This window comes from Geobacillus sp. PLS 41 (genome assembly GCF_056494105.1).
In genome coordinates, this window is record NZ_CM151395.1 from 1,804,502 (window position 1) to 1,829,307 (window position 24,806).

The following is a 24,806-nucleotide window of genomic DNA, read 5'->3' on the forward strand; positions in this document are numbered from 1 at the left end:
CCGCAAGGAAAAAAGCGGTTGTTCAAGAAGAAGACGCCTGAAACGCGTGTTTCGGGCGTTTTTTTTGTTTTTTGGAAAATGAGCTGTTTTTTTGTATAAAAATATCTCGCCTGGAAAAAATGGCATGTATAAAGAATGGAGGTTTGGGAGATGAAAACGAAAGTCACTCGTCTTCTTTTATTGCCGTTTCTTCTTTTTCTTCCTCTTTCTGCCCATGCCGAGGCGAAAGAGATGAAGGAAGCGAAAGTGAAGCTGGCCGATGAGGCGAAATCAGCCATTTTGATTGAACGCGACACCGGCAAAGTATTGTATGAAAAAAATGCCCATGAACCATTGCCGCCGGCGAGCATGACGAAAATTATGACGATGCTGCTAGTCATGGAAGCCATCGATGAAGGAAAGCTGTCCTACGATGAAAAAGTGCGGGCGAGCGAATACGCCGCGTCAATGGGTGGATCGCAAATTTTCCTCGAGCCGGGCGAGGAAATGACCGTCGATGAGCTGCTGCGCGGCATTGCCATCGGTTCGGCCAACGACGCGTCGGTCGCTATGGCTGAGCAGATCGCCGGGTCGGAAGAAGCATTTGTCGAGATGATGAATGAAAAAGCGAAACAGCTCGGCTTAAAAAACACTCATTTCGCCAATGCGACCGGCCTGCCGGCGGAACATCACTACAGCAGCGCTTATGATATGGCCATGATGGCGCGCGAACTGTTGAAATATGAAGATATTACGAAATATACGAGCAAGTACGAAGACTATTTGCGCGAAAATACGGACAAAAAGTTTTGGCTCGTCAATACGAACCGGCTTGTCAAATTTTATCCGGGCGTTGACGGCCTGAAAACCGGATATACAGCCGAAGCGAAATATTGTTTGACCGCCACGGCGAAAAAGAACGGCATGCGCGTCATCGCTGTTGTGTTTGGAGCACCGACGCCGAAATCGCGCAATGCGCAAATTACGAAGATGCTCGATTACGCGTTTTCCCAATATCGAACTCACCCGGTGTACAAACGGAATGAAACAGTCGCCCGCGTCAACATAAGCAAAGGCAAACGGTCATCCGTCGAAGCGGTGACGTCGGAGCCGGTGTCGGTGCTGACGAAAAAAGGGCAGTCGGTCGAGCAGATCGAAAAAGTGATCAAAGTGAAAGACAATGTGAAAGCACCCGTTCGCAAAGGCGATGAGCTTGGCGTCCTCATTTTAAAACAGGATGGAAAAGAAATTTTGCACAGCCCGATCGTCGCCAAGCAAACGGTCGAAGAAGCGAGCTTTTGGGACTTGTTTAAGCGGGTGTTTGGCCGCTTCGTGCAAGCGGGATAATGTCAAGTTTTGCGGTCTTTTCGCTCTCTTTGGCGAACGACCACTAGTTTTGTCGGACGGCAGGATTTCGGGCGGACAGCAGCGAAATGTCTCCATATCCTGAAATGGACAAGGGGGAACACGCTGTGAGTCTCGCGATCGACTTGGAAGTGAAGCAAGACGTGCTCATCGTTCGCCTGTCTGGGGAGCTTGACCATCATACAGCCGAACAATTGCGTGAACAAGTGACGGATGTGCTCGAAAACCGAGCGGTCCGCCACATCGTGCTCAATTTAGGACAATTGACGTTCATGGACAGCTCTGGCCTCGGCGTCATTCTCGGACGCTATAAACAAATCAAAAACGTCGGCGGGCAGATGGTTGTATGCGCCGTATCGCCGGCCGTCAAACGGCTGTTTGACATGTCGGGTCTGTTTAAAATCATCCGCGTTGAGGCGGATGAGCAATTCGCCTTGCAAGCATTGGGGGTGGCGTAAATGCGCAACGAAATGCACCTCCAATTTTCTGCCCGCAGCGAAAATGAATCGTTCGCCCGTGTGACCGTGGCGGCGTTCGTCGCCCAGCTTGACCCGACGATGGACGAACTGACGGAAATTAAAACGGTTGTCTCTGAGGCGGTGACAAACGCGATCATTCACGGCTACAACAACGATCCGAACGGCATCGTCTCCATTTCCGTCATCATTGAAGACGGTGTCGTCCATTTGACGGTGAGAGACGAAGGAGTCGGCATTCCTGACATCGAAGAAGCGCGCCAGCCGTTGTTTACGACAAAGCCCGAGCTCGAGCGGTCAGGGATGGGCTTTACCATTATGGAAAACTTCATGGACGAAGTCATCGTCGAATCGGAAGTGAATAAAGGGACGACTGTGTATTTGAAAAAGCATATTGCGAAAAGCAAAGCGTTATGTAACTGAGGGAGACATGCCTATGGATGTCGATGTCAAGCAAGATCAGTCGCCAATCAAAGATCAGGAGATGAAAGAGCTGATCCGCCGCAGCCAAGAAGGCGATCAAGAAGCGCGTGATGAAATTATTGAAAAAAACATGCGCCTCGTCTGGTCGGTCGTTCAACGTTTTTTAAACCGCGGCTATGAAGCGGACGACTTGTTTCAAATCGGCTGCATCGGCTTGTTAAAGTCGGTCGACAAGTTTGACCTGTCGTATGACGTCAAGTTTTCGACGTACGCCGTGCCGATGATCATTGGGGAGATTCAGCGGTTTCTTCGCGACGACGGCACCGTCAAAGTGAGCCGTTCGCTGAAAGAGATGGGCAACAAAATCCGCAAGGCGAAAGATGAGCTGTCGAAAACGCGCGGGCGGGCGCCGACGGTTACGGAAATCGCCGACCATTTAGGCATTTCCCCTGAGGAAGTCGTTCTCGCCCAAGAGGCCGTCCGCTCGCCGACATCGATTCACGAAACGGTGTACGAAAACGACGGCGATCCGATTACGTTGCTTGATCAAATCGCTGACGCCGACGAGGCGTCATGGTTTGACAAAATCGCCTTAAAAAAAGCGATCGAAGAACTCGACGAGCGTGAGAGGCTGATCGTCTATTTGCGCTATTACAAAGACCAAACCCAGTCCGAAGTGGCATCGAGGCTCGGCATCTCTCAAGTGCAAGTATCCCGGCTGGAAAAGAAAATATTGCAGCACATAAAGGACAAAATGGACGGATAGTCCATTTTGTCCGCACGGAGTGAGCAACAAAATGGACGGATAGTCCATTTTGTCCGCACGGAGTGAGCAACAAAATGGACGGATAGTCCATTTTGTCCGCACGGAGTGAGCAACAAAATGGACGGATAGTCCATTTTGTCCGCACAGGTGTGTTCAAAATGGACGGATGTCAATTCATCGGCGGTGAACCATGAATCGCATCCGCCTTTTGGTCTGTAAGCGCATCTTGGAACGCTTTTTCCATAGCAAGCAACAAAAGTCTAAAAAAGAATGGGCATTTTTTGCCCATTCTTTTCTATTTTTATGAAATCGATGGTGAACGCCGACAGGCCGCATGATCGGTGTTTTTGCCAACCAAACTAAAGAAAAACAAAATGGGGACAAAGGTGTGAAGCAAATGGCCAACACCGTATTTATCAAGCCGCGCCATCGCGTGCAAGTCAAGCCGGGGGCGGTGGTGACGCTCGGGCAGGCGGCCCAAATCGCTGCGCCGGATGGCGGGCTCATTCGGCGGTTGAAGACGATTCCGCTCTATCGCATCCAGCCCAGCGATAAAAATATCGTCATCATCGATATGATGCAAATGATCCGGGCTGTGTTTGATGTGGATTCCTCGCTTGATGTGCAGATGATCGGCCCATCGCAGACGATCATTGAAGTCGTCTATGAAAAACGGAAGGTTTCGACCGCTTCCTTCGTTCTCGTTTGGCTTCTTTTGTTCGTCGGTTCGGCGATGGCGATCATGAACTTTCACGAGGACGTCAGCATGCAACGGGTGCATCGCCATCTGTACGAGATGGTGACCGGCCAGGCGGTCGATAAACCGCTGCTTTTGCAAATTCCATATTCGCTTGGGCTCGGCATCGGGATGATTTTATTTTTCAACCATTGGTTCCGCAAACGAATCAACGAGGAGCCCAGCCCTCTTGAAGTCGAAATGTTCAACTACCAGCAATCGATCGATCAGTACGTCATTTTGCATGAAAACAAAGAAAGCTTGAGGCCTCTTGACGACGCTTGAGATTTTGCTGGTAGTGTTCGTCGGCTTCGCCGGAGGGTTGGCGGTCGGAACCGGATTTGTCGCTTTTTTGGTCGTGCTTGGCGTCATCCCGCGCCTGACGCAGCTGACGAAAACGCCAAAACGCATTCACGCCTATGAATGGGGGGCTGTAGCCGGCGCCATCGTTGGCGGTTGGATGAGTTTGCGCCATTCTGTTTGGCATTTATCCAAATATTGGCTAGCGCCGATCGGATTGTTTCATGGTGTGTTTATCGGAATGCTCGCTGCCGCTTTAACAGAGGTGTTGAACGTTTGGCCGATTTTAGCGAAGCGGATCGGCGTCGATGATAAAATCGTCATTTTACTTATGGCCATCGCCTTTGGCAAAGTGGCCGGTTCGTTGTTTCATTGGCTTTATTTTGTCGATCACTTTCGCTGACAAAGGGGGAAGGAAACGTGGGATTAAAGTCCGATTATGTCCGCGAGGTGAAGGCGTTTCAGCCTTCTCCCCCATACGCCGCCAATGCGGTAAAAGCGTTTCTTGTCGGCGGGGCGCTTTGTGCGTTGGCGCAATGGCTCGTTGATTGGTATGGCGGCACGTTTGCCGCTTCGCCGCTCGAGGCTCATCTGTGGGCGTCTATGGTGATGGCCGGATTGGCGATTGTGCTGACGGCCGTCGGGAAATATGATGATTTCAGCCAATTTGCCGGTGCGGGGGCGACGATGCTCATTACAGGGCTGGCCAATGCGATCGCGAGCGCTGCCATCGAACATCGCAGCGAAGGATGGACGGCCGGGGTGGCCGGGCAGATGTTGAAAGCCGGTGGGGCAGCGGTCATTTATGGTCTGATTGCCGCCTATGTGCTTGGCCTTGTTTGGCCGTGACGAAAAGAGGGATTGGCCATGAAACGTGTCGGAAAGCAGACATGGGTGTTTGACGATGGTGTTTACATCCAAGCGGCCGCTGCCGCAGTCGGGCCGCTTGAAGCCGACGGGCCGCTCGGAAGTTATTTTGATGTTTGTCATCGCGACTTATATTGCGGCGAAGCGACGTGGGAGCTGGCCGAGCGGAGGCTGATGCGGGAGGCGGTGGACTGCTGCTTGCAAAAGGCGGGCGTCTCTGCCGAAGAAGTCGATCTATTTTTGGCCGGTGATTTGTTAAACCAAAATGCGACATCGAACTATGTCGCCCGCGAGCTGCCGATTCCGTTTTTATGCTTGTTCGGCGCCTGTTCGACCTCGATGCAAACGTTGGCGGCAGCCGCTGCGTTTGTCGCTGGTGGATTGGCTGATCGGGCGCTTGCGGCGACAAGCAGTCATAACGCGACGGCCGAACGGCAGTTTCGCTACCCGACTGAACTGGGGGTGCAAAAGCCGAAAACGGCGACGTTCACCGTCACGGGCGCCGGCGCCGCGCTCGTTGGCCGCGCGCCGGGACGTTGGCGCGTCCGGGCGGCGACGATCGGCAAAGTCGTTGACGCCGGGCTGAAAAACCCACTCGACATGGGGGCGGCGATGGCCCCGGCGGCGGCCGATACGATCGAGCAGCATTTCCGTGACTTAGGCGTCTCGCCGGGCGATTACGATTTGATTGTCACCGGCGACTTGTCGCGCGTCGGCAGCGTCATCGTCCGCGAGTTGCTTGCTGAATCAGGCTACGATGTGACCGACGTTTACAACGATTGCGGGCTGATGATTTACCGGCCAGATCAAAAGGTGTTCGCCGGCGGCAGCGGCTGCGCCTGCTCGGCGGTCGTCACGTACGGGTATTTGCTTCAAGAGCTCGCCCGCGGAACGTTTCGACGCCTGTTTGTCGTCGCTACCGGGGCGCTCTTGAGTCAAACGATGGTGCAGCAAAAACAGTCGATCCCAGCGATCGCTCACGGCGTCGTCATCGAAGCGGCTGGACAGGAGCCGGATTTGCCGCCGTAGGACGTCTTTTATTTGGGAACGATCAGGAGGGAATGTGATATGGAATACGTCCGTGCCTTTCTCGCCGGCGGGCTGCTGTGCGCCATCGTTCAGCTCATCATCGACCGCGGCAAATGGACGCCGGCTGGCGTCGCCGGTTCGCTTGTCGTCTTTGGCGTACTCCTTGGCTTTGGCGGCGTCTATGATCCATTCGTCGCTTGGGCTGGCGCCGGGGCGACGATGCCGCTATGCGGATTTGGGTATTGGTTGGCGAAAGGGGCCATGGCAGAACCGCGGCCGGAGGGATTTGTCGAAACCGGAGCAGCGGTGTTCCGATTTGCCGGCGCCTTGTTCGCTTTTATAGTGGCTGGCTCTTTTGCCGCGGCGCTCACTTGCAAACCGAAAGGGTAGAGATGATGGAAAAACGACGAGTCATTTTAGTAACGGATGGGGACGAGTTCGCCTGCCGGGCGATTGAGCGGGTTGCCGCCGAGATCGGCGGCCGTTGCATTTCTCGCTCGCAAGGCAATCCGACGAAACTGAGCGGTGAACAGTTGGTCGAACTCATTTTGCAAACGCCGCACGATCCAGTGTTTGTCATGTTTGACGATTGCGGCGCCCTCGGGGAGGGGGCCGGAGAGCAGGCGCTTCGCTATGTGGCGACGCATGAGCAAATCCAAGTGCTCGGGGCGCTGGCGGTTGCCTCCAATACGCACCAGCATGAATGGACAAAAGTGCATGTGAGCATCGACCGTGACGGCGTGATGACCGAATATGGGGTCGATAAAGAAGGCGTCCGGGACCTCGAGATCGGGCGGATCAATGGCGATACCGTCTACTGCCTTGACCGGCTGAACATCCCGCTCATCGTCGGCATCGGCGACATCGGCAAAATGGGATATCGAGACCATGCGAAATACGGAGCGCCGATTACGCGCAAGGCGGTCGAGTTGATTCTCGAAAGGAGTGGTGGCCATGCCGGAAAAAGAAAAGAAACCGAAAGCGCCGATCGCGAAGCGGCTCGTTGACAACGCGAAGTTTTTGCAACAGCGGATCGGCGTCGGGACAAGCTTTGATTTAGGCGTGCGGAAAATCTATGTCCTAAACCGGGAAGTACATATTTACTACTGCAACGGTTTATGCGACACGCAATACATTATCGAATTGTTAAAACAAATTGTGCGCGTCAACGATGATGAACGCCAGGCGTCCCAAGCGTGGCAGATCATCGAAAATCGACTCGTTCATCAGCAAGTCAGTCCGGTGACGAGCCTCGACGAAGCGGTTGACAAGCTGCTGTCGGGCTTGATCATCGTCTTGATTGAAGGCGAATCGACCGGATTTGCTGTCGACGTCCGCAGCTATCCGGGTCGGCAGCCGCAAGAGCCGGATACGGAAAAAGTTGTGCGCGGCGCCCGCGACGGCTACGTCGAGAACATCATTGTCAACACGGCGCTCACCCGCCGCCGCATCCGCGACGAGCGGCTGCGCTTTGAAATTTTGCAAGTCGGCGAGCGGTCAAAAACGGACGTATGCATCGCCTATATTAAAGACGTCGCTGACCCGGGGCTTGTTGAACTCGTCAAGAAAGAGTTGCAGCAAATCAACGTCGATGGACTGACGATGGGCGACAAAACAGTCGAAGAGTTTTTAGTCAAGCAAGGATACAACCCGTACCCGCTCGTCCGTTATACCGAGAGGCCGGATGTAGCAGCGACGCACCTGCTTGAAGGGCACGTGCTCATTATGGTTGATACATCGCCAAGCGTCATCATCACGCCGACAACATTTTTCCACCACGTCCAGCATGCCGAGGAATACCGGCAGTCGCCAGGGGTCGGGACGTTTGTGCGCTGGGTGCGGTTTTTAGGCATTTTGACGTCGTTGTTTTTGCTGCCGCTGTGGGTGCTGTTCGTCCTTGAACCGTCGTTGCTGCCCGAATCGTGGGCGTTTATTGGGCCGAACAAACAAACGAACATCCCGATCATTGTGCAAATTTTGCTCGCTGATTTTGGGATTGAGTTTTTGCGGATGGCAGCCATTCATACCCCGACGCCGCTATCAACCGCGATGGGTTTGATTGCCGCCGTCTTGATCGGACAAATCGCCATCGATGTCGGGCTGTTTGTGCCGGAAGTGATCTTGTACATTTCGGTGGCGGCGATCGGTTCATTTGCGACGCCAAGCTATGAGTTGAGCGTGGCGAATAAGATTTCTCGATTGGCATTGGTCATTCTTGTCGCCTTGTTTAAAGTGCCCGGGCTCGTCATTGGCACGACCGTTTATTTGCTTTGGCTCGCCAGCATCCGCTCGCTTAATACGCCGTACTTATGGCCGTTCATCCCGTTCGATCCAGCGGCATTTATGCAAATTGTCGTCCGCCGTTCGGTTGCCGGAGCGAGAGTGCGCCCGAGCATCGTTCACCCGCAAGACCGGCAAAAACAGCCGTCATGACGCGAACGATCCATTTGGAAGCGGCCGTCTCCACCTATTGGCGGCCGCTTTTTTCGTTTTAGCGCTATTGCAACTTTTTTATAATTATGATAAGTTATATTTAATTGCTTGCACTGATGGTGCTTGCCTCAGTGCTTCGCACGTTTGCACGGACGGAATGGGCATGGCCCAGCGCGGGGTGTGCGGCCTTCCGTTTCAAGGCAGAGCCGATGGCGCTCTGCGGTTTTCCATTTTGTAAAGGCAGTTGCCGATTTTGCAAACTGTCTTTTTTGCTTTTGCCATGCGATTTCGATAGAGGAATGAGGGGTTTGCGATGTTTCTTCACGGGACAAGCCGCGTGAATGAACAAGGGCATTTGGAAATCGGCGGCGTCGATGTGGTCGAGTTGGCCAAAACGTATGGCACGCCGCTTTATATTTATGACGTTGCGTTGATCCGCGCTCGGGCGCGCGCGTTTAAAGAAGCGTTCCAGCGTCACGGCGTGCGGGCGCAAGTCGCGTATGCGAGCAAGGCGTTTTCCGCCGTCGCCATCGTGCAGCTGGCCGCTGAGGAGGGATTGTCGCTTGACGTCGTCTCAGGCGGTGAGCTGTATACGGCGCTTGCGGCCGGTTTTCCGCCTGAGCGCATCCATTTTCATGGCAACAACAAAAGCCGGGACGAATTGGCGATGGCGCTTGAACACGGCATCGGCTGCATCGTTGCCGACAACTTTTACGAACTCGAGCTGATCGAAGAGCTAGCGGCGTCATCCGGTCGGACGGTGCCGGTTTTGCTCCGCGTGACGCCGGGGGTCGAGGCGCATACGCACGATTACATTTTAACCGGGCAAGAAGATTCAAAGTTCGGCTTTGACTTAAACAACGGTCAGGCGGACGAGGCGTTTCGCCGTGTTATGGCATCGGCCGCGTTTCAGCTGCTCGGCGTTCATTGCCATATCGGCTCGCAAATTTTTGAAACAGCTGGGTTTGTGCTCGCGGCGCAAAAAGTGTTTGCCAAGCTGGCGGAGTGGAACAAGGAGCACGGATTTGTCCCAGCGGTTGTCAATCTTGGCGGCGGCTTTGGCATCCGCTATACGGAGGAAGACGACCCGATTCCGGTGACAGCGTACGTCGACTGCATCGTGGAAGAGGTGAAAAGGCAGGCCGAAGCTTGCCGCTTGCCGTTGCCGGAAATTTGGATCGAGCCGGGGCGGTCGCTCGTGGGTGATGCGGGAACGACGATTTATACGATCGGTTCGCGCAAAGAGGTGCCCAACGTCCGCACCTATATTGCCGTTGACGGCGGCATGAGCGACAACATCCGCCCGGCGCTTTACGGAGCGAAATACGAAGCCGCGCTCGCCAACCGGGTGTTCGGCGAGCCGACGGAAGTCGTATCGATCGCCGGGAAGTGTTGCGAGTCAGGCGACATGCTCATTTGGGACATCGCCCTGCCGGAAGCGAAGCCGGGCGATTATTTGGCCGTTTTTTGCACCGGCGCTTACGGCTATTCCATGGCGAACAATTACAACCGTCTGCCGCGCCCAGCCGTTGTGTTCGTTGAAAACGGCGACGCCCAGCTCGTTGTGAAACGGGAGACATATGAAGATTTGATCCAATATGATTTGCCTTTGAAAACGAAAGTGAAAAAGTGAAGGCCGCCGGTTGGAAAGAGAACGGCCTTCACAAAGAAAAGGCGCCCGCTGCTTTTTTTTCTGTGAAAATAATGAATCCATGAGCGGTTATTTTCATGCTTGGGTGGCGAGTAAAAGCTTACTCATGGATGTTTTTTGTTTTTAATTCAAATAAATATTTGAATAATAAAAGAAATGGGGTATAATATATTCGAACGGAAATTTGAATATGAAAGGGGGATAATGAATGAGTAAGAAAGATACATGTGAAATTTATTGTTATGACGAAGAAAAAGTCAATCGAATACAAGGGGAATTGCAAAAAGAAGATATATCCAGTGTTGTCCTGTTGTTTAAAGCACTGGCAGATGAAAATAGGGCAAAAATTGTCTATTCACTTTGCCAAGATGAAGAGTTATGTGTATGTGATATTGCTAATATCATCGGGGCTTCTGTTGCAACAACTTCCCATCATTTACGCACCCTTTATAAACAAGGGATTGTAAAGTATCGAAAAGAAGGAAAGCTAGCATTTTATTCGCTGGATGATGACCATATTAAGCAGTTAATCATGATTGCGTTAGTACATGAGAAAGAGGTGAAAGTCCGTGTCTGAACAACAAGCAAAATTATCTAAATCAGAAGCGAAAACCTACCGTGTTCAAGGATTTACTTGTGCAAACTGTGCGGCAAAGTTTGAAAATAATGTAAAATCATTGCCAGGTGTTCAAGATGCTAAAGTAAACTTTGGAGCATCTAAAATTACCGTTTGGGGTACAACAACCATCGAAGAATTAGAAAAAGCAGGAGCTTTTGAAAACTTAAAGGTTCGGGAAGATAAAGAAAAATCAGTCAAGCGTGAACCTTTTTGGAAGCAAAAAGAGAACATTAAAGTGTATATTTCCGCCGTTTTGCTTGTGATCAGTTGGTTTTTAGGGAAGCAATACGGAGAAGAGCATATCTTTGCGACAATTGGATATGCTGCAGCAATTTTAATCGGTGGATATTCGTTATTTATAAAAGGTTTCAAAAACCTAGTTCGATTGAATTTTGATATGAATACGCTGATGACAGTGGCGATTTTAGGAGCTGCAGCGATTGGTGAATGGGGAGAAGGTGCAACGGTTGTTATTCTATTCGCCATTAGCGAAGCCTTAGAGCGTTATTCCATGGATAAAGCTCGTCAATCCATTGAATCGTTGATGGATATTGCTCCAAAAGAAGCATTAATTCGTCGCGGAAATGAAGAAATGATGGTCCCTGTTGACGATATTCAAGTCGGAGATATTATGATCGTAAAGCCTGGTCAGAAATTAGCGATGGATGGAATCGTCATCAAGGGTACATCTACGCTAAATCAGGCTGCCATTACGGGAGAAAGTGTTCCAGTAACCAAAACAGTCGGTGATGAAGTCTTTGCAGGAACATTGAATGAAGAAGGGTTATTGGAAGTAAAAGTGACAAAACGAGTGGAAGATACAACTCTTTCGAAAATCATCCATTTAGTGGAAGAAGCTCAAGCAGAACGAGCACCTTCTCAAGCGTTTGTAGATCGTTTTGCCAAATACTATACACCAGCCATTATCATTTTTGCTCTTTTACTAGCCGTTATTCCTCCATTATTTATGGGTGCTGATTGGAGCGAATGGATTTATCGAGGTCTAGCTGTATTAGTGGTTGGTTGTCCGTGTGCGTTGGTTATTTCCACGCCTGTTTCGATTGTAACTGCCATTGGAAATGCAGCGAAAAACGGTGTGTTAATTAAAGGTGGTATTTATTTAGAGGAAGCAGGATCTCTAAAAGTCATCGCTTTTGATAAAACAGGAACATTAACAAAAGGTGTTCCTTCCGTCACCGATGTGGTCACTTATAATGGCGATGAAAATGAACTAATGACCATTACAGCAGCCATTGAAAAAGGCTCACAACATCCACTTGCTTCCGCCATTATAAGAAAAGCAGAAGAAGATGGATTGAATTTTAATGATGTATCGGTTGAAGAATTCCAATCCATTACAGGTAAAGGGGTCAAAGCCAAAGTAAACAACGAAATGTATTATGTCGGAAGTCCAGGTCTTTTTGAGGAACTTCTTCCAAATGGCATCCAATCAGAAATAAAAGAACAAATTACAACCCTTCAAACACAAGGGAAAACGGTCATGGTATTAGGGACGGAAAAAGAAATTCTGGCGTTAATTGCCGTGGCAGACGAAATAAGAGAATCATCCAAAGAGGTTATTCGAAAACTTCATCAAGTCGGTATTGAAAAAACGGTAATGTTGACAGGGGATAACCAAAGAACAGCCGAAGCCATCGGAAAACAAGTCGGCGTTTCCGATATTAAAGCCGATTTACTTCCAGAAGATAAACTGAATTTCATCAAAGAGCTTCGTGACAAGCATCAAAGCGTGGCGATGGTTGGAGATGGTGTGAACGATGCACCAGCTCTTGCAGCTTCAACCGTTGGTGTGGCAATGGGTGGTGCTGGAACCGATACAGCCCTAGAAACAGCCGATATTGCCTTAATGTCTGATGATTTAAGCAAATTGCCATATACGATTAAATTGAGCCGCAAAGCTTTAGCGATTATTAAGCAAAACATTACTTTCTCTTTAGGGATTAAGGCATTGTCATTACTGTTAATTGTGCCTGGTTGGTTAACGCTATGGTTAGCGGTATTTGCCGATATGGGAGCAACATTAATCGTAACATTAAACAGCATGCGATTGCTAAAAGTCAAAGAATAGGCTCTTCACCACAAGTTGTACTTGATCATTTAAGGTAGGTGTGCATAGAGGGTACAAAAAATGCGAATTTTCCTGTATGGTAAAGGTGACCAAACCAAACCATGGAGGGAAATTCGCATGTACTCTCAGTTTATCAAAGAACTCATCGATTGACCAGATGTTTTGATTCAAAAGGTGCGAAAAGAAGGGGAACGTTGGATTTTCGAACTTTCTCTACCCGAACAATGCCCGTTATGTCCTGTCTGCTTGAAGCGCACGATCAAAATGACAGACAAAAAGAAGCAATGGATGCATGGCTATGCTCAGCGAATCGGAATTTTTTGGATCGAACTTCCTGTCGAGCGCAGACGTTGTAGCACGTGTGGCGTGACGTTCAGCACGTCGTATCCAGCCATCTCTCCTCGAAGTGTGGCGACGGATGCTTTTCAGCGATGGGTCGCGCAATCTTGCATCGGAACATCCATTCAGGCGGTGGCTCGTATGCTCAAGCTTCCTTACACGACCGTTGAACGATGGTTTTATACCCATGCCCCTTCCTTCCTATCGAATGACGTCCAACCAAAGGCGGTTTGTGTCGATGAGTTTGCTTTTCGAAAAGGGCACGACTATGGAGTGGCGATCATGGATGCCGAAACGGGAGAAGTGTATGCCATGGAAGCAGGAAAGAACGAGGAAGCCATTGGGCGTGCATTGGCTCATGTATCTCGTTCCGTTCAGTATGTCGTGAGTGACTTGGCTCCAGCGATGAAAAAAGCGATTCAACGGGTTTGCCCAGAGGCGACACATGTCGTCGACTATTTCCATGTCATTCAGCTGTTTACCGATGCTTTAGAACGTTGTCGCAAATATTTGGGCAAAGGAGGCAAGAAACACGGAAATGTTCGTTACGTTTGCCGTTTATTGAGCCAATGCCCAGAGAAATTGACGGAGGAAGAACGTCAAATCATACGAGAATGGTGTAATGAAAGCGATTACTTAAAGTCTGTTTACCAATCGCTCCAACATGTTCGCTATGTGTTCAAAAGCAAAGATGAGCAACAGGCGAAACGACGCTTGAAGGCTTGGATTCATCGGTATTTGTTTTGTCCTTGTTCCGTTGTTCGTGCCATCGCAAAATCACTCGTCAAACGAACAGACGAAATGATATCGTGCATTTTATCCCATTATTCGAATGGGAAGATGGAGGGAACGAATAACAAGATCAAGCTGATGAAACGTCGGGGATACGGATACCGAAATATCCAGCGTTTTGCACTGCGGGTTCGGCTGGAAACAGCTAACATACTTTCATGACAGGTGCAAGTACATCTTTTGGTGATGAACCTCTTTTCGGGAAAGCATGCAGTAAATGGTGACAAGCATTCGGTGCGCGATCGCAACGAGTGCTTTTTTCTTTCCCCGGCGAGCCGCCAATGACCAAAATTTCGCCGCCAACGGTTGATTCCTGCATCGGGATAACGCCCATGCCGCCTCGCATAACGCGGATTTAATATGAGGACTGTAGATGAGCATTTTTCATTACAATAATTTCCATGGTTAGAGAGACAAACAGGGTCCCCCTTACGCGATACGGAGCTGTTTTTTGATCACATCAATGGGAATATCTTGCTTCGCGGCGTTATAAATGAACTCGACGACACTGTGGTCTTTCCGCGACCGAAGAAGCTCCAGCCCGGCGGAAAGGGTTTGTCGGGATTCGGCGATGCTGTACACGCAGGCCAAGAGCACCACCGCCCAATACCGTTTCACCGCCCGAATGTGGCGGACCCGGTATCCATCCAGCTTCAATTGGTCTTTTGCCTGCCGGAAAAAGCACTCGATCGTCCAACGCTGAGCATAGTAACGCAAGATGTCTTCGTCCCCGAGCTCCCGATCGGTGCTCAAGACGACATGGAGATGTTCCGGCGTCAGCGGCTGATCCGCCTTCCAAGCCAGCAGCACCACCGCATCATCGAGGCCATGGATGGCCCCCTCATAGCGATACACGCAATAACGCTCCTGACCCACCGTGACGAGGTGGGTGTCTTGGGGCTCGATATAGCGAGCAAACTGCTTGGCTTGGACGGCGACGCCATTCGGATAAAGAATCCGGTTCGTCTTGAGCATGGCGATGACATGGAATCCCTTTTTCAGACAGGCTTCGATGAGCGTTTGGGACGGATACCACGAATCCATGAGCACATACACCGGCTGAGCCCGCTTCACCTTGAGCGAGGAAAGCATCTCGATCGCCAAGTCGATTTTGCTCCTTCCCGCCGCCTTGTCATACAGACGAAACGCGAACGGAAACGCTTGCGTGAAGGTGTGCACCATCAGCCAAACGAGCGAATGCCCCCAAACCGATTGATGATCTTTGTGCGAGTAGTGCCAATCACACCCTTGAATGGCGTGTGCAGCCCGTGACGAAGGCTTCGTTTTTTGGCAAATCGTATCATCAATCGAGACAAAAAGAGGCTGATTCTTTCGCTCGACCAGGGGCTCGATTCGGCGGAGGATCCACTCTTGAAGCTTCCCAAGCAGCCTTTCCTCATCCCAAGGGCTTTTCGTGAAAAAGTGACTGAGCGTCGTTCGATGATTCGGATGAAAGCTCCAGTGATGAATATCGGTCAATGTTCCCGAGAATCCCTTGGTGGTCAAGGCATCGACGATATGAATGAGATGCTTGATGACCGGTTTGGAAAGCTGCAGCGTTAACCCCAAAGTGAAGAAAAACTTGTGGATTCCTTGGTGATGTGCTAATCTATTCATGAGACATGAACCTCCTTGTGTGAATGGGTTTTGAGCACATCTATTTTACCCAAGGAGTCCGGTTCATGTCTCCTTTTTTGTTTGGTTGTCAATTTATGTTAGTGAATTTGCTCATCTACAGATGAGGATTACCCTTTACCGTTCGTGTACTTTTGCGTTTTCCAGCGCTTTCGTGATTTCCCGGGGCCACCCCAGCCCAAGAAGCGAGGCGCTGCGGTGTCGGGAACTGTCCCATATCCACTCCGATTTCGGCGATGATGACGGCGGCGGTTTCCTTTTTCACTCCAGGAATCGTCATCAGAAGATCCACTTCCTGTTGATACGGTTGTAAGAGATGGTCGATACGTTGGTCCATCTCCTGAATCAAGCTTTCCAAATACTCGATGTGCTTCCACGATTGGCGAATCATGAACAACTCATGTTCGGTTAATGTCCCAAAGAGCGATTCCTGAATTTGTTGCTTTTTCCCTTTCATTCTTCCGTGAAGGCAAGCGTCGATATCGGCTTCTTCGATGTACCCCTGTTCCATTAAACGGGTCAAGAGTTTTCGGCCCGATACTCCGAAGATGTCGGAAATCACCGTACCCAGCTTGATATTGGAACACTCCAATACTTTATGAATTCGGTTTTTTTCCGCAATCAATTGACCCACCCACTTTTTGCGTAAACGGGTCAAGTCCCGCAATTCTCGAATTGGCGCGGGTGGCACAAAACTCTTTTCAATCAGTCCATAACGCAATAATTTAGCGATCCATTCCGCATCGGATACATCCGTTTTTCTCCCTGGGACATTCTTGATTCGCTGAGCGTTGGCCAAGGTAATGTCAAAGTAGTCCTCTAAAATGTTAAAGACCGGTTTCCAGTAAACCCCCGTACTCTCCATCGCTAGATGAGTGATTTCTCGATCCTCGAGCCATTTCAGGAGGCGAAACAAGTCTTTGGTAAACGTCGAAAACGTTTCGATCTCCTTTTGAATGTGGTCTTCTTCTCCCCAAAGCGCACAAACGACAATCGTTTTGGCATGAACATCTAAACCTGCGCAACGATGATAAAGCACATCCATGATCCGGACTCCTTCCATTGATGAATTCGCAAACAGTGAGTCCACTTGTTCGTTAGGCATTTTTCTGTTCGTAGTCACCTTTTCCAAATGAAAAGGGCTTACAATGGGTGGAACACCAAATGGACTCAAACAGTTTTTTGTACAGGGTCGAACCACCATTAAAAAGCACGTCTTTCCAAACTGTTTGCGTTCATCCTCCATTATGGAAGGAGAGATGGATTTTCATGCCTGGGTGGGGAGTAAAATTTACTCATGGATGTTTTTTGTATCACTAAAAAATATGATATAATATATGATATAATATATTATATAATATATTTAGTGAAAGAGAGGTGAGACAAATGGACATGACGTTAACAGCCAAAATCAAAATTTACCCAACAGCGGAACAAGCAGAAGTATTGAAAGCCACCCTTTCCGCTTATCGACAAGCGTGCAACGCTGTATCTGTTGTGATTTTTGACACAAAAGTGCTTGTACAAGCCAAGTTACACGACATGACCTATCGTCTACTTCGATCAAACTACGCTTTGCGTTCGCAAATGGCGCAATCTGTGATTAAAACGGTGATCGCTAGATACCGTTCCCTAAAAAGCAATGGTCACGAATGGACATTGGTTCGCTTTAAAAAACTTGAATATGATCTCGTTTGGAATCGAGATTATTCGCTTGTTCAAGGCGTATTTTCTGTCAATACGCTAGAAGGACGAATCAAAGTACCATTCGAACCAAAAGGCATGGAACAATATTTTGATGGCTCATGGACGTTTGGCACAGCCAAACTCGTCTACAAGCATAACAAATTCTTTTTGCACATTCCCATGACCAAAACGATTCCAACCGTGGATGAACACAACATCCGCCAGGTGGTCGGTGTCGATGTGGGTGTTAACTTTCTTGCAGCAGCTTATGATTCGCAAGGGAAAACCACCTTTTTTAACGGGCGAAAAATCAAGCATATGCGTGCCAAGTACAAACGAATGCGAAAAACCCTCCAGCAAAAAGGGACGGCTTCTGCGCGTCGGAAGTTGAAAACAATCGGACAACGAGAAAACCGTTGGATGACGGATGTGAACCATGCTGTCACGAAGGCACTCGTTCGTCAATATGGAGAACGTACCCTTTTTGTATTAGAAGATTTAACAGGCATTCGTGAAAAAACAGAACGTGTACGTATCCATGACCGATATGAAACCGTATCGTGGGCGTTCTATCAGTTCCGTCAAATGTTAGAGTATAAGGCACGTTTGCATGGGTCAAAAGTGATGGTGGTTGCTCCGCATTACACCTCTTTGACATGTCCAAAGTGTGGTCATACGGAAAAAGCCAATCGAAACAAGCGTACACACACCTTTTGTTGCCGAACATGCGGATACACCTCAAACGATGACCGCATTGGTGCTATGAACCTTCAACGAAAAGGAATAGAGTACATCGTTGAAGGAACGACACAGGCATGACCTGCGTCGTTGGGTAGTTGTCAACCTGCCCCTAATGCAACCCCAAGTCAAGGAAGGAGGACGAAGTCCGCTCGCACTTCTGGGGAGTTGCAAGCCCCCACTTCAAGCGTTAGCGAAGTGGGGGTAGTTGACTGTTGATTTGAGGAAAATGCTGATTTGATCGCGTTCCAAATTTCTTTGAAGATGTCGATAAGGTTTTGAATGAACGTTTTCCCTTCTTCTGACTGCAAAAACGCCGATAGCTGTTCTTTCGCCTTGCTCAGCTGATCGTTCACTTGATCCCAATTAATATGGGCGTTTTGCATTTTATGGAAAAGGGAAATCAGGTTGTTGATTTCATTCTCGCTCAGCGTAATGCCAAGGTCGTTGGCGATTTTTTCAATAAGGGCGCGCAAATCAGCGTCCGTCTGCGGTGGGTTGTTGGCGATTTCTTGTTTGATTTTCGCCAGCAGGGCGACCGCTTTGTCCGCGCCGATCGAATCGGCGAGCTTCGCCGTCTGCACCATTTCCTCGTTCGCCACTTTTTTGACATCATCAGGGATGGCTTGGTCCGAGGAAATTTCATACGCCTTCATCAGCCCCGTCAGCGCTGCGGTGCCGGAAACCGGAAACGGGGCGGTGATGTAAATATCGGCATCTTTCACCCCTGCGGTGATCAAGGCGTTTGTATACATCTCTTTCGTCACCCATGTGATGTTGTGCGTTTCGACATGAAGCCCCGAGCCGGGCTCTTTTATCGTGATCATCGACGACGAGATGGCGCGCGTGCCGATTTGCGCTTTCGGAATGAGTCCGTCCAAATATTTATGCTCCTCAACGTTTGAGACGGTGATCGTTTGCGCCCCGTCCGGTGCCTTCATTTCGTCGAGCACTTTTTGCTTTTGTTCATTCGTTAAGTTTTCCCCGAGCGTCACAATGACATCGCCCGGCGCGGCATCGGCCGCTGCGATGCCCGGAGATGCCAAGAGCACCGCCCAAAGCAGCGATGAAGCGATCGTTCGTTTCACATAGCTCGCCTCCTGTTTACGAAAATGCATTATCATTATACCGCACGCTCGCCTGCTTGGCTATCGGCAAAAAAGCGACGCGGTCAGGCGGCGTGCGAATTTGAAAAGACATTTTTTCTTTTGTTTCACTTGGCAATCATGGTATGATAAAAGCAGTTTCGATGTCGAAAAGGAGCTGGATGCTTGTGGCGAAAAAAGGATATATTCTAATGGAAAACGGCGGGAAAATCGAGTTTGAACTGTTCCCAAACGAGGCGCCGGTGACGGTGGCCAATTTTGAGAAGCTCGCAAACGAAGGCTTTTATAACGGGTTGACGTTCCACCGCGTCATCCCTGGATTTGTCAGCCAAGGAGGATGTCCACGCGGCAACGGAACGGGCGATGCCGGCTATACGATCCCGTGCGAGACGGACAACAATCCACACCGACATGTCACCGGCGCGATGTCCATGGCGCACCGCGGCCGCGACACCGGCAGCTGCCAGTTCTTTATCGTCCACGAGCCGCAGCCGCACTTGGATGGGGTGCACACCGTCTTTGGCCAAGTGACATCGGGCATGGACGTCGTGAGGACGATGAAAAACGGCGACGTGATGAAGGAAGTGAAAGTATTTGACGAACCGTAAACAGCGCATGAGCGAGGATGATCGGACTGTTCGAAACAACTGGCGCTTGTTTTTCTTTTTGCTTGCGGCCAGCCTGTTGTGGGGAGCGGCGTATTGGATTTGGGTTGCGGAATGATGATGCAGGGCGTTTCGTGTGGTATAATGAACATAACGATATAGTGATGCATCCTTCGGGGCAGGGTGAAATTCCCGACCGGCGGTGATGGGGCTTTCCGCCCCTCAGCCCGCGAGCCGAAAGGCAGGATCCGGTGCGATTCCGGAGCCGACAGTATAGTCTGGATGGGAGAAGGATGCCAATATGCGCACGGCTGTTTTCGGCCGGTTCAGACCCATGGGCAGCGTCTGTCGGCCGACTAGGCATGGTAGTATCTTTTGTTTCCGACCGGCCGGTATAGCCTGCTTAGCGAACGTGTGTTTGTTTGCGCATCATTGGTCATTCTCTCATCAATGAGCCCCCGGGGACATCCCGGGGGTTTCGTTTTTATTGAAGGAGGGAGTGCGGTGCATAACGATGAACATTATATGCGGCTCGCTCTCGATGTGGCCAAAGCTGGGGTCGGGCAAACGTCTCCCAATCCTGCAGTTGGCGCGGTCGTTGTCAACGGTGGGACGGTCGTTGGGCTTGGCGCCCATTTGAAAGCGGGTGAGCCGCACGCTGAAGTCTATGCGATCCGCATGGCTGGCGAGAAGGCGCGCGGTGCGACGGTGTACGTGACGCTTGAGCCGTGCAGCCATTATGGAAAAACGCCGCCATGTGCCGATTTGCTCATCCAGGCGGGCGTCCGTCGCGTCGTCGTTGCCACGACCGACCCGAATCCGCTTGTCGCGGGAAAAGGGATTGCCAAGCTGCGCCAAGCGGGCATTGACGTTGATGTTGGCGTATTAAAAGACGAAGCGGACGAATTAAATCGGATGTTTTTCCACTATATCGCCGCAAAAACGCCGTTTGTCACGTTGAAGTTCGCATGCAGCCTCGATGGCAAAATCGCGACGGCGACGGGGGAAAGCAAATGGATTACATCAAGCGCGGCGCGTGAGGATGCCCATCGCCTTCGTGCGCAGCATGACGCCATTTTGGTCGGCGTCAACACCGTTTTGACCGACAACCCGAAGCTTACCGTCCGCTTTGGGGAAAAGCGGAAAAACCCGCTGCGCATCATTTTAGATACAAAATTGCGTACACCGCTTGACGCCCATGTCGTCGCTGACAAGGAAGCAGAAACGTGGATCATCACCGGCGGCGTCAGTCGGGAACAAGCAGCGGCGTATGAGCGCCTTGGGGTGCGTGTATTTTCAATGCCGACGGCCCAGATCGATGTCCGCGATGTGCTCCGTCTGCTTGGGGAGCAGGGAGTCATGTCGCTGTTTGTCGAAGGCGGCTCGCGCGTTCATGACAGCTTCCTCCGCGCGGGAGCAGTCAATGAGGTCATCGCCTATATCGCTCCGAAGCTGATCGGCGGCCGCGGGGCGCCGACGCCGGTCGGCGGCCTTGGCTTCGCCCGGCTTGCTGAAGCGGTGGAGCTTGACATCCGCCGCATCGAGACGATCGGCCCGGACATCAAAATCGTCGCCGCGCCGAAACGGAAGGAGGAATCGTTGTGTTCACTGGCATTATTGAAGAGATCGGCACGATCGAACAAATGAAGCAAACCGGCGACGCCATCGTGATGACGATTGGCGCCAAGCGGGTGCTCGAAGATGTGCGGCTTGGCGACAGCATCGCCGTCAACGGCGTCTGCTTGACCGTCACATCGTTCACCGAACGGCAGTTTACGGTCGATGTCATGCCGGAGACGGTGAAAGCGACGGCGCTAAAGACATTAAAGCCGGGGGCGAAGGTGAATTTGGAGCGGGCAATGGCGGCTGGAGGACGGTTTGGCGGCCATTTCGTCACCGGGCATGTGGACGGCGTCGGGCGCATCATCCGGCAGTGGCCGAAAGCGAACGCCGTCTACTATGAAATCGAAGTGCCGGCCTCGCTGCGCGCCTATATGATTGAGAAAGGATCGGTCGCAGTCGATGGGACGAGCTTGACGATTTTCGGTCTGAGCGAGCGCACGTTCATCGTTTCACTCATTCCGCATACGCGTGAGGCGACGATTTTAGGCGAAAAGCGGCCGGGCGATCTCGTCAATATCGAGTGCGACATGATCGGCAAGTACGTCGCCGCTTTCCTCACCGCGAAAGCGACGCCGACCTCCAAATTGACGGTCGAATTTTTGGAGCAGCACGGCTATAAATAGTGGAAAAGGGGGCAAGCTTGATGTTTGACACGATTGAAGCAGCGCTTTCGGCGCTGAAAAACGGAGAAGTGATCATCGTTTGCGATGACGAAGACCGCGAAAATGAAGGCGATTTTGTCGTGCTGGCCGAAAAAGCTACTCCGGATGTCATTAACTTTATGATCACTCATGGCCGCGGGCTCGTCTGCGTGCCGATTACGGAGGAATTGGCGGAGCGGCTCGAGCTTGAGCCGATGGTCACTCATAACACGGACGCGCATGGCACAGCGTTTACGGTGAGTGTCGACTACAAAACGACAACGACGGGAATCAGCGCCTACGAGCGGGCGGCGACGATTCAGGCGCTGCTTGATCCGAATGTGAAAGCGAGCGATTTTAAACGTCCTGGCCACGTTTTTCCGTTGATTGCGAAAAAGGGAGGCGTCTTGCGGCGCGCCGGCCATACAGAAGCGGCGGTTGATTTGGCCCGTTTGTGCGGCGCGAAGCCGGCCGGCGTCATTTGCGAAATCATTAAAGAGGACGGGACGATGGCTCGCGTTCCTGATTTGCGGCAAATCGCCGACCAGTTCGGATTGAAAATGATCACGATCAAAGATTTGATCGCCTATCGGAGCCAGCGGGAAAAGCTCGTGAAACGGGAGGTGGACGTTTGGCTGCCGACCGAATTCGGCGAATTTCGCGCCATCGGCTACACAAACGTGCTCGACGGAAAAGAGCATGTGGCGCTTGTCAAAGGAGAGATCATCCCGGATGAGCCGATCTTGGTGCGCGTCCATTCCGAATGCTTAACTGGCGATGTGTTTGGCTCGTACCGGTGCGACTGCGGTCCGCAGCTGCATGCGGCGCTCAGGCAAATCGAGGCGGAAGGGCGCGGGGTGTTGCTTTACATGCGCCAAGAAGGGCGCGGCATCGGCCTTATGAACAAGTTGCGCGCTTACAAGCTGCAGGAGCAAGGTTATGACACCGTCGAGGCGAACGAAAAGCTCGGCTTCCCCGCCGATTTGCGCGATTATGGCATCGGGGCGCAAATTTTGAAAGATCTTGGCGTGACGAAAATGCGCCTGCTCACGAACAACCCGCGCAAAATCGCCGGCTTAAAAGGGCATGGACTCGAAGTCGTTGAACGGGTGCCCATTCAGATGCCAGCGAAAAAGGAAAATGAAAAATATTTGCGCACGAAACATGAAAAATTAGGACATATGCTTCATTTTTAATGATGGGAGGAGCAACGAACATGCGCATCATTGAAGGAAACTTAGTCGGCACCGGATTGAAAATCGGCATCGTCGTCTCTCGTTTTAACGAATTCATCACGGGCAAGCTTTTATCTGGGGCGATCGACGGCTTGACGCGCCATGGCGTGAGCGACAGCGACATCACTGTCGCCTGGGTGCCGGGTGCGTTTGAAATCCCGCTTGTGGCGAAAAAAATGGCGGAATCGAAGCAGTTTGACGCTGTCATTACGCTTGGCGCCGTCATCCGTGGGGCAACGAGCCATTTTGACTACGTCTGCAGCGAGGCGGCCAAAGGCGTCTCCCACGCGGCGCTTGCAAGCGGTGTTCCGGTCATTTTCGGCGTGTTGACGACGGACACCATTGAACAGGCGATCGAGCGGGCCGGCACGAAAGCGGGCAATAAAGGATGGGAAGCGGCGGTGTCGGCGATCGAAATGGCGAACGTCTTGCGGACGCTTGCGTAATTTGCGTAAAAAGGCATGAAATGGTTCACAATATCGGTGAGAATGTTTATAATACGTATAGAGAAAATGACAAAAACTTTTCCATTTCGGAAAAGCGTTTGTCGATAATGAGGGATTTTTATGTTAATCCGTTACCGAAAAAACTATGAGAAAATCGCCATGGGACTGTTGTCGTTTATGCCGACGGAAAAAGACCTGAAACGGCTGCAGCAGACGATGAAACAGTATGAAACAAACAACGATTGGCAGCTGTTTTTATGGAAAGAAGGGGATGACATCGTCGGCATTATCGGCGTCCTGTTGCGCGCTCCTGATGTTGTGGAAATCCAGCACATCAGCGTCAATCCGTCACACCGCCACCAAGGGATCGGAAAACAGATGGTCAAGGCATTGAAAGAGGTGTACCCGGGCTGCCGATTGTGCGCCAACGAGTGGACCGCCTCGTTTTTCGATAAATGCCATGCGTGCAACGAATAACGAAACTAGCGCGGCTCCGCGCTCAGGCGGGCGGCGGAGGGGGAGGGAAGCCAACTCCTTCCGCTTTGGCCCGTTTTTTTTGTTCGCGTGCGGCGACGACGTCCGAGCGGTCGCGGCGCCGGTGTTTATCCACAAGATCAAGGTTGGCTAGGTCGCTGGCTTGCCCCCAAACGAGCTGCCGGTGGGCGCAGGCGGCCTGGCATTGCTCATAAAGGGAACGGTCGCGAATCGGCAGTTCGACGCTTTCGTACGGTTCGCCGCGGGTGATCCGCCCAGCCGTCTCGTCGAGCAAGCGGGCGAGCGCCTCGTCATCGAGGCCGAGCCGCCGGATCATCTCTTGCGCTTCGTCAAGCAGCGCCCGCGCCCGTCGAATGAGGCGCAGCGCTCCCGAGACGTTGCCGCGCCGGTAATGGTAAAAAGCGACCGCCGTTTGAATGAGCACAAGCCAACCTTTGTTTCGACCGTCTTGTTTCCAATGTTCCTCCAAAATTTCGTGGCATTCAAAATAATCGCGGTCGCTATGGAAATGGACCAAATACTCGATATACGCTTTTGGATACATCGGCCATCGTTCCTTTCAAAAGTGGGCCGCGCCATGTGAAGGCGGACGGCTCTTCTTCGATTATACGACTTCGGCGGCCTGCGGCGCAAAAAAGAGACTGTTTTCTGTTCGCTTCGCCGCTTCGTTATGATACAATAAATGTACTGCAGCTGGAGACGAGCCTACCGGGCGGTGGTTCTGGAAAAAAT

At 51.2% G+C, this 24,806-nt stretch carries 26 protein-coding genes, 2 pseudogenes and 1 riboswitch; of the genes and pseudogenes, 23 read left to right on the forward strand and 5 right to left on the reverse strand.

The features are described from left to right. Positions 1 to 150 precede the first annotated feature (150 nt). The 15 genes from ACVX3G_RS08980 (at position 151) to ACVX3G_RS09050 (ending at position 14,026) form a co-directional block, all read left to right on the forward strand. The gene (locus ACVX3G_RS08980; protein WP_011231793.1) at positions 151 to 1,326 is read left to right on the forward strand and encodes a D-alanyl-D-alanine carboxypeptidase family protein; all 1,176 of its coding nucleotides are present in this window, start codon (positions 151 to 153) and stop codon (positions 1,324 to 1,326) included. A 125-nt stretch (positions 1,327 to 1,451) separates the two neighbouring features. Continuing rightward, positions 1,452 to 1,802, forward strand: coding sequence for an anti-sigma F factor antagonist (spoIIAA, locus tag ACVX3G_RS08985; protein ID WP_014196264.1), 351 nt, complete (start codon positions 1,452 to 1,454; stop codon positions 1,800 to 1,802). Next, entirely contained in the window at positions 1,803 to 2,243 is a 441-nt protein-coding gene (gene spoIIAB / locus ACVX3G_RS08990) for an anti-sigma F factor (protein WP_011231791.1), read from the forward strand. A 13-nt stretch (positions 2,244 to 2,256) separates the two neighbouring features. Continuing rightward, positions 2,257 to 3,009, forward strand: a complete 753-nt coding sequence (gene sigF / locus ACVX3G_RS08995) for an RNA polymerase sporulation sigma factor SigF (RefSeq protein WP_014196263.1) — start codon at positions 2,257 to 2,259, stop codon at positions 3,007 to 3,009. 397 nt (positions 3,010 to 3,406) lie between these two features. Then, positions 3,407 to 4,030: a stage V sporulation protein AA gene (locus ACVX3G_RS09000; RefSeq protein WP_011231789.1), complete on the forward strand. Its 624-nt coding sequence runs from the start codon at positions 3,407 to 3,409 to the stop codon at positions 4,028 to 4,030. After that, positions 4,017 to 4,448, forward strand: coding sequence for a stage V sporulation protein AB (locus tag ACVX3G_RS09005; protein WP_011231788.1), 432 nt, complete (start codon positions 4,017 to 4,019; stop codon positions 4,446 to 4,448). The genes ACVX3G_RS09000 and ACVX3G_RS09005 overlap by 14 nt, the downstream gene beginning before the upstream one ends. Positions 4,449 to 4,465: 17 nt before the next feature. After that, entirely contained in the window at positions 4,466 to 4,894 is a 429-nt protein-coding gene (locus tag ACVX3G_RS09010) for a SpoVA/SpoVAEb family sporulation membrane protein (protein ID WP_011231787.1), read from the forward strand. Between the two features lie 18 nt (positions 4,895 to 4,912). Beyond that, on the forward strand, positions 4,913 to 5,941 hold the full coding sequence (gene spoVAD, locus ACVX3G_RS09015; RefSeq protein ID WP_011231786.1) for a stage V sporulation protein AD: 1,029 nt from the start codon (positions 4,913 to 4,915) through the stop codon (positions 5,939 to 5,941). Between the two features lie 39 nt (positions 5,942 to 5,980). Further along, entirely contained in the window at positions 5,981 to 6,331 is a 351-nt protein-coding gene (locus ACVX3G_RS09020; RefSeq protein ID WP_012820684.1) for a SpoVA/SpoVAEb family sporulation membrane protein, read from the forward strand. A 5-nt stretch (positions 6,332 to 6,336) separates the two neighbouring features. Next, positions 6,337 to 6,948 carry a stage V sporulation protein SpoVABEA gene (gene spoVAEA / locus ACVX3G_RS09025; protein ID WP_020278271.1) on the forward strand — a complete coding sequence of 204 codons (612 nt, stop codon included), beginning with the start codon at positions 6,337 to 6,339 and terminating at the stop codon, positions 6,946 to 6,948. Next, positions 6,896 to 8,374 (forward strand): spore germination protein, encoded by a 1,479-nt coding sequence (locus tag ACVX3G_RS09030; protein ID WP_011231783.1) that lies wholly within the window; start codon positions 6,896 to 6,898, stop codon positions 8,372 to 8,374. Before spoVAEA ends, ACVX3G_RS09030 begins: the two co-directional genes overlap by 53 nt. Before the next feature lie 313 nt (positions 8,375 to 8,687). Beyond that, positions 8,688 to 10,007, forward strand: a complete 1,320-nt coding sequence (gene lysA / locus ACVX3G_RS09035; protein WP_014196257.1) for a diaminopimelate decarboxylase — start codon at positions 8,688 to 8,690, stop codon at positions 10,005 to 10,007. A 226-nt stretch (positions 10,008 to 10,233) separates the two neighbouring features. Next, on the forward strand, positions 10,234 to 10,602 hold the full coding sequence (locus tag ACVX3G_RS09040) for an ArsR/SmtB family transcription factor (RefSeq protein WP_014196256.1): 369 nt from the start codon (positions 10,234 to 10,236) through the stop codon (positions 10,600 to 10,602). Next, a complete protein-coding gene (locus ACVX3G_RS09045; protein ID WP_014196255.1) occupies positions 10,595 to 12,733 on the forward strand; it encodes a heavy metal translocating P-type ATPase in 2,139 nt (712 codons plus the stop codon). Before ACVX3G_RS09040 ends, ACVX3G_RS09045 begins: the two co-directional genes overlap by 8 nt. 162 nt (positions 12,734 to 12,895) lie before the next feature. Next, the gene (locus ACVX3G_RS09050; protein ID WP_014196254.1) at positions 12,896 to 14,026 is read left to right on the forward strand and encodes an ISL3 family transposase; all 1,131 of its coding nucleotides are present in this window, start codon (positions 12,896 to 12,898) and stop codon (positions 14,024 to 14,026) included. Here ACVX3G_RS09050 and ACVX3G_RS09055 read toward each other — a convergent pair. The 3 genes and pseudogenes from ACVX3G_RS09055 to ACVX3G_RS09065 all read right to left on the reverse strand — a co-directional run. Next, positions 14,021 to 14,233 (reverse strand): annotated as a pseudogene (locus tag ACVX3G_RS09055) (IS110 family transposase); the annotation flags it as partial. The gene ACVX3G_RS09050 and the pseudogene ACVX3G_RS09055 overlap by 6 nt on opposite strands. Positions 14,234 to 14,293: 60 nt before the next feature. After that, positions 14,294 to 15,481, reverse strand: a complete 1,188-nt coding sequence (locus tag ACVX3G_RS09060) for an IS701 family transposase (protein WP_033845081.1) — start codon at positions 15,479 to 15,481, stop codon at positions 14,294 to 14,296. Between the two features lie 118 nt (positions 15,482 to 15,599). Beyond that, positions 15,600 to 16,544, reverse strand: a pseudogene (locus tag ACVX3G_RS09065) (IS110 family RNA-guided transposase); the annotation flags it as partial. Between the two features lie 341 nt (positions 16,545 to 16,885). On the opposite strand from ACVX3G_RS09065, the gene ACVX3G_RS09070 reads away from it, so the two are divergent. Continuing rightward, positions 16,886 to 18,004, forward strand: coding sequence for an RNA-guided endonuclease InsQ/TnpB family protein (locus tag ACVX3G_RS09070; protein WP_042379312.1), 1,119 nt, complete (start codon positions 16,886 to 16,888; stop codon positions 18,002 to 18,004). A gap of 47 nt (positions 18,005 to 18,051) precedes the next feature. On the opposite strand, the gene ACVX3G_RS09075 is transcribed toward ACVX3G_RS09070, so the two are convergent. Continuing rightward, positions 18,052 to 19,011, reverse strand: coding sequence for a DUF1002 domain-containing protein (locus tag ACVX3G_RS09075; protein ID WP_021321993.1), 960 nt, complete (start codon positions 19,009 to 19,011; stop codon positions 18,052 to 18,054). A 185-nt stretch (positions 19,012 to 19,196) separates the two neighbouring features. Between ACVX3G_RS09075 and ACVX3G_RS09080 the strand changes: the two genes are divergently transcribed. The 7 genes from ACVX3G_RS09080 (at position 19,197) to ACVX3G_RS09110 (ending at position 24,056) form a co-directional block, all read left to right on the forward strand. Continuing rightward, complete coding sequence (locus ACVX3G_RS09080; protein ID WP_011231780.1) at positions 19,197 to 19,637, forward strand: peptidylprolyl isomerase; 441 nt, start codon at positions 19,197 to 19,199, stop codon at positions 19,635 to 19,637. Beyond that, positions 19,624 to 19,752 (forward strand): hypothetical protein, encoded by a 129-nt coding sequence (locus ACVX3G_RS09085; RefSeq protein WP_014196248.1) that lies wholly within the window; start codon positions 19,624 to 19,626, stop codon positions 19,750 to 19,752. The genes ACVX3G_RS09080 and ACVX3G_RS09085 overlap by 14 nt, the downstream gene beginning before the upstream one ends. Positions 19,753 to 19,799: 47 nt before the next feature. Continuing rightward, a riboswitch (FMN riboswitch) is annotated at positions 19,800 to 19,932 on the forward strand. Between the two features lie 206 nt (positions 19,933 to 20,138). Further along, positions 20,139 to 21,281 (forward strand): bifunctional diaminohydroxyphosphoribosylaminopyrimidine deaminase/5-amino-6-(5-phosphoribosylamino)uracil reductase RibD, encoded by a 1,143-nt coding sequence (gene ribD / locus ACVX3G_RS09090; protein WP_014196247.1) that lies wholly within the window; start codon positions 20,139 to 20,141, stop codon positions 21,279 to 21,281. Next, complete coding sequence (ribE, locus tag ACVX3G_RS09095; protein WP_011231778.1) at positions 21,236 to 21,880, forward strand: riboflavin synthase; 645 nt, start codon at positions 21,236 to 21,238, stop codon at positions 21,878 to 21,880. Before ribD ends, ribE begins: the two co-directional genes overlap by 46 nt. Positions 21,881 to 21,900: 20 nt before the next feature. Beyond that, positions 21,901 to 23,094, forward strand: a complete 1,194-nt coding sequence (locus ACVX3G_RS09100) for a bifunctional 3,4-dihydroxy-2-butanone-4-phosphate synthase/GTP cyclohydrolase II (RefSeq protein ID WP_014196246.1) — start codon at positions 21,901 to 21,903, stop codon at positions 23,092 to 23,094. A gap of 20 nt (positions 23,095 to 23,114) precedes the next feature. Continuing rightward, a complete protein-coding gene (gene ribH / locus ACVX3G_RS09105) occupies positions 23,115 to 23,579 on the forward strand; it encodes a 6,7-dimethyl-8-ribityllumazine synthase (protein WP_011231776.1) in 465 nt (154 codons plus the stop codon). A 120-nt stretch (positions 23,580 to 23,699) separates the two neighbouring features. After that, the gene (locus ACVX3G_RS09110; protein WP_011231775.1) at positions 23,700 to 24,056 is read left to right on the forward strand and encodes a GNAT family N-acetyltransferase; all 357 of its coding nucleotides are present in this window, start codon (positions 23,700 to 23,702) and stop codon (positions 24,054 to 24,056) included. 22 nt (positions 24,057 to 24,078) lie between these two features. Here the strand turns inward: ACVX3G_RS09110 and ACVX3G_RS09115 are convergent, their stop codons facing one another. Next, positions 24,079 to 24,618 carry a DUF309 domain-containing protein gene (locus tag ACVX3G_RS09115; RefSeq protein WP_011231774.1) on the reverse strand — a complete coding sequence of 180 codons (540 nt, stop codon included), beginning with the start codon at positions 24,616 to 24,618 and terminating at the stop codon, positions 24,079 to 24,081. Positions 24,619 to 24,806: the final 188 nt, after the last annotated feature.

Bases quoted from the DNA above. Each gene is read 5' to 3' on its own strand.
- ACVX3G_RS09070 (WP_042379312.1), top strand. From the start codon at position 16,886: ATGGACATGACGTTAACAGCCAAAATCAAAATTTACCCAACAGCGGAA.
- ribH (WP_011231776.1), top strand. From the start codon at position 23,115: ATGCGCATCATTGAAGGAAACTTAGTCGGCACCGGATTGAAAATCGGC.
- sigF (WP_014196263.1), top strand. From the start codon at position 2,257: ATGGATGTCGATGTCAAGCAAGATCAGTCGCCAATCAAAGATCAGGAG.
- spoIIAB (WP_011231791.1), top strand. From the start codon at position 1,803: ATGCGCAACGAAATGCACCTCCAATTTTCTGCCCGCAGCGAAAATGAA.
- ACVX3G_RS09020 (WP_012820684.1), top strand. From the start codon at position 5,981: ATGGAATACGTCCGTGCCTTTCTCGCCGGCGGGCTGCTGTGCGCCATC.
- ACVX3G_RS09040 (WP_014196256.1), top strand. From the start codon at position 10,234: ATGAGTAAGAAAGATACATGTGAAATTTATTGTTATGACGAAGAAAAA.
- ACVX3G_RS09030 (WP_011231783.1), top strand. From the start codon at position 6,896: ATGCCGGAAAAAGAAAAGAAACCGAAAGCGCCGATCGCGAAGCGGCTC.
- ACVX3G_RS09115 (WP_011231774.1), bottom strand. From the start codon at position 24,618: ATGTATCCAAAAGCGTATATCGAGTATTTGGTCCATTTCCATAGCGAC.
- spoVAD (WP_011231786.1), top strand. From the start codon at position 4,913: ATGAAACGTGTCGGAAAGCAGACATGGGTGTTTGACGATGGTGTTTAC.
- ACVX3G_RS08980 (WP_011231793.1), top strand. From the start codon at position 151: ATGAAAACGAAAGTCACTCGTCTTCTTTTATTGCCGTTTCTTCTTTTT.
- lysA (WP_014196257.1), top strand. From the start codon at position 8,688: ATGTTTCTTCACGGGACAAGCCGCGTGAATGAACAAGGGCATTTGGAA.
- ACVX3G_RS09100 (WP_014196246.1), top strand. From the start codon at position 21,901: ATGTTTGACACGATTGAAGCAGCGCTTTCGGCGCTGAAAAACGGAGAA.
- ACVX3G_RS09110 (WP_011231775.1), top strand. From the start codon at position 23,700: ATGTTAATCCGTTACCGAAAAAACTATGAGAAAATCGCCATGGGACTG.
- ACVX3G_RS09060 (WP_033845081.1), bottom strand. From the start codon at position 15,481: ATGAATAGATTAGCACATCACCAAGGAATCCACAAGTTTTTCTTCACT.
- ACVX3G_RS09000 (WP_011231789.1), top strand. From the start codon at position 3,407: ATGGCCAACACCGTATTTATCAAGCCGCGCCATCGCGTGCAAGTCAAG.
- spoVAEA (WP_020278271.1), top strand. From the start codon at position 6,337: ATGGAAAAACGACGAGTCATTTTAGTAACGGATGGGGACGAGTTCGCC.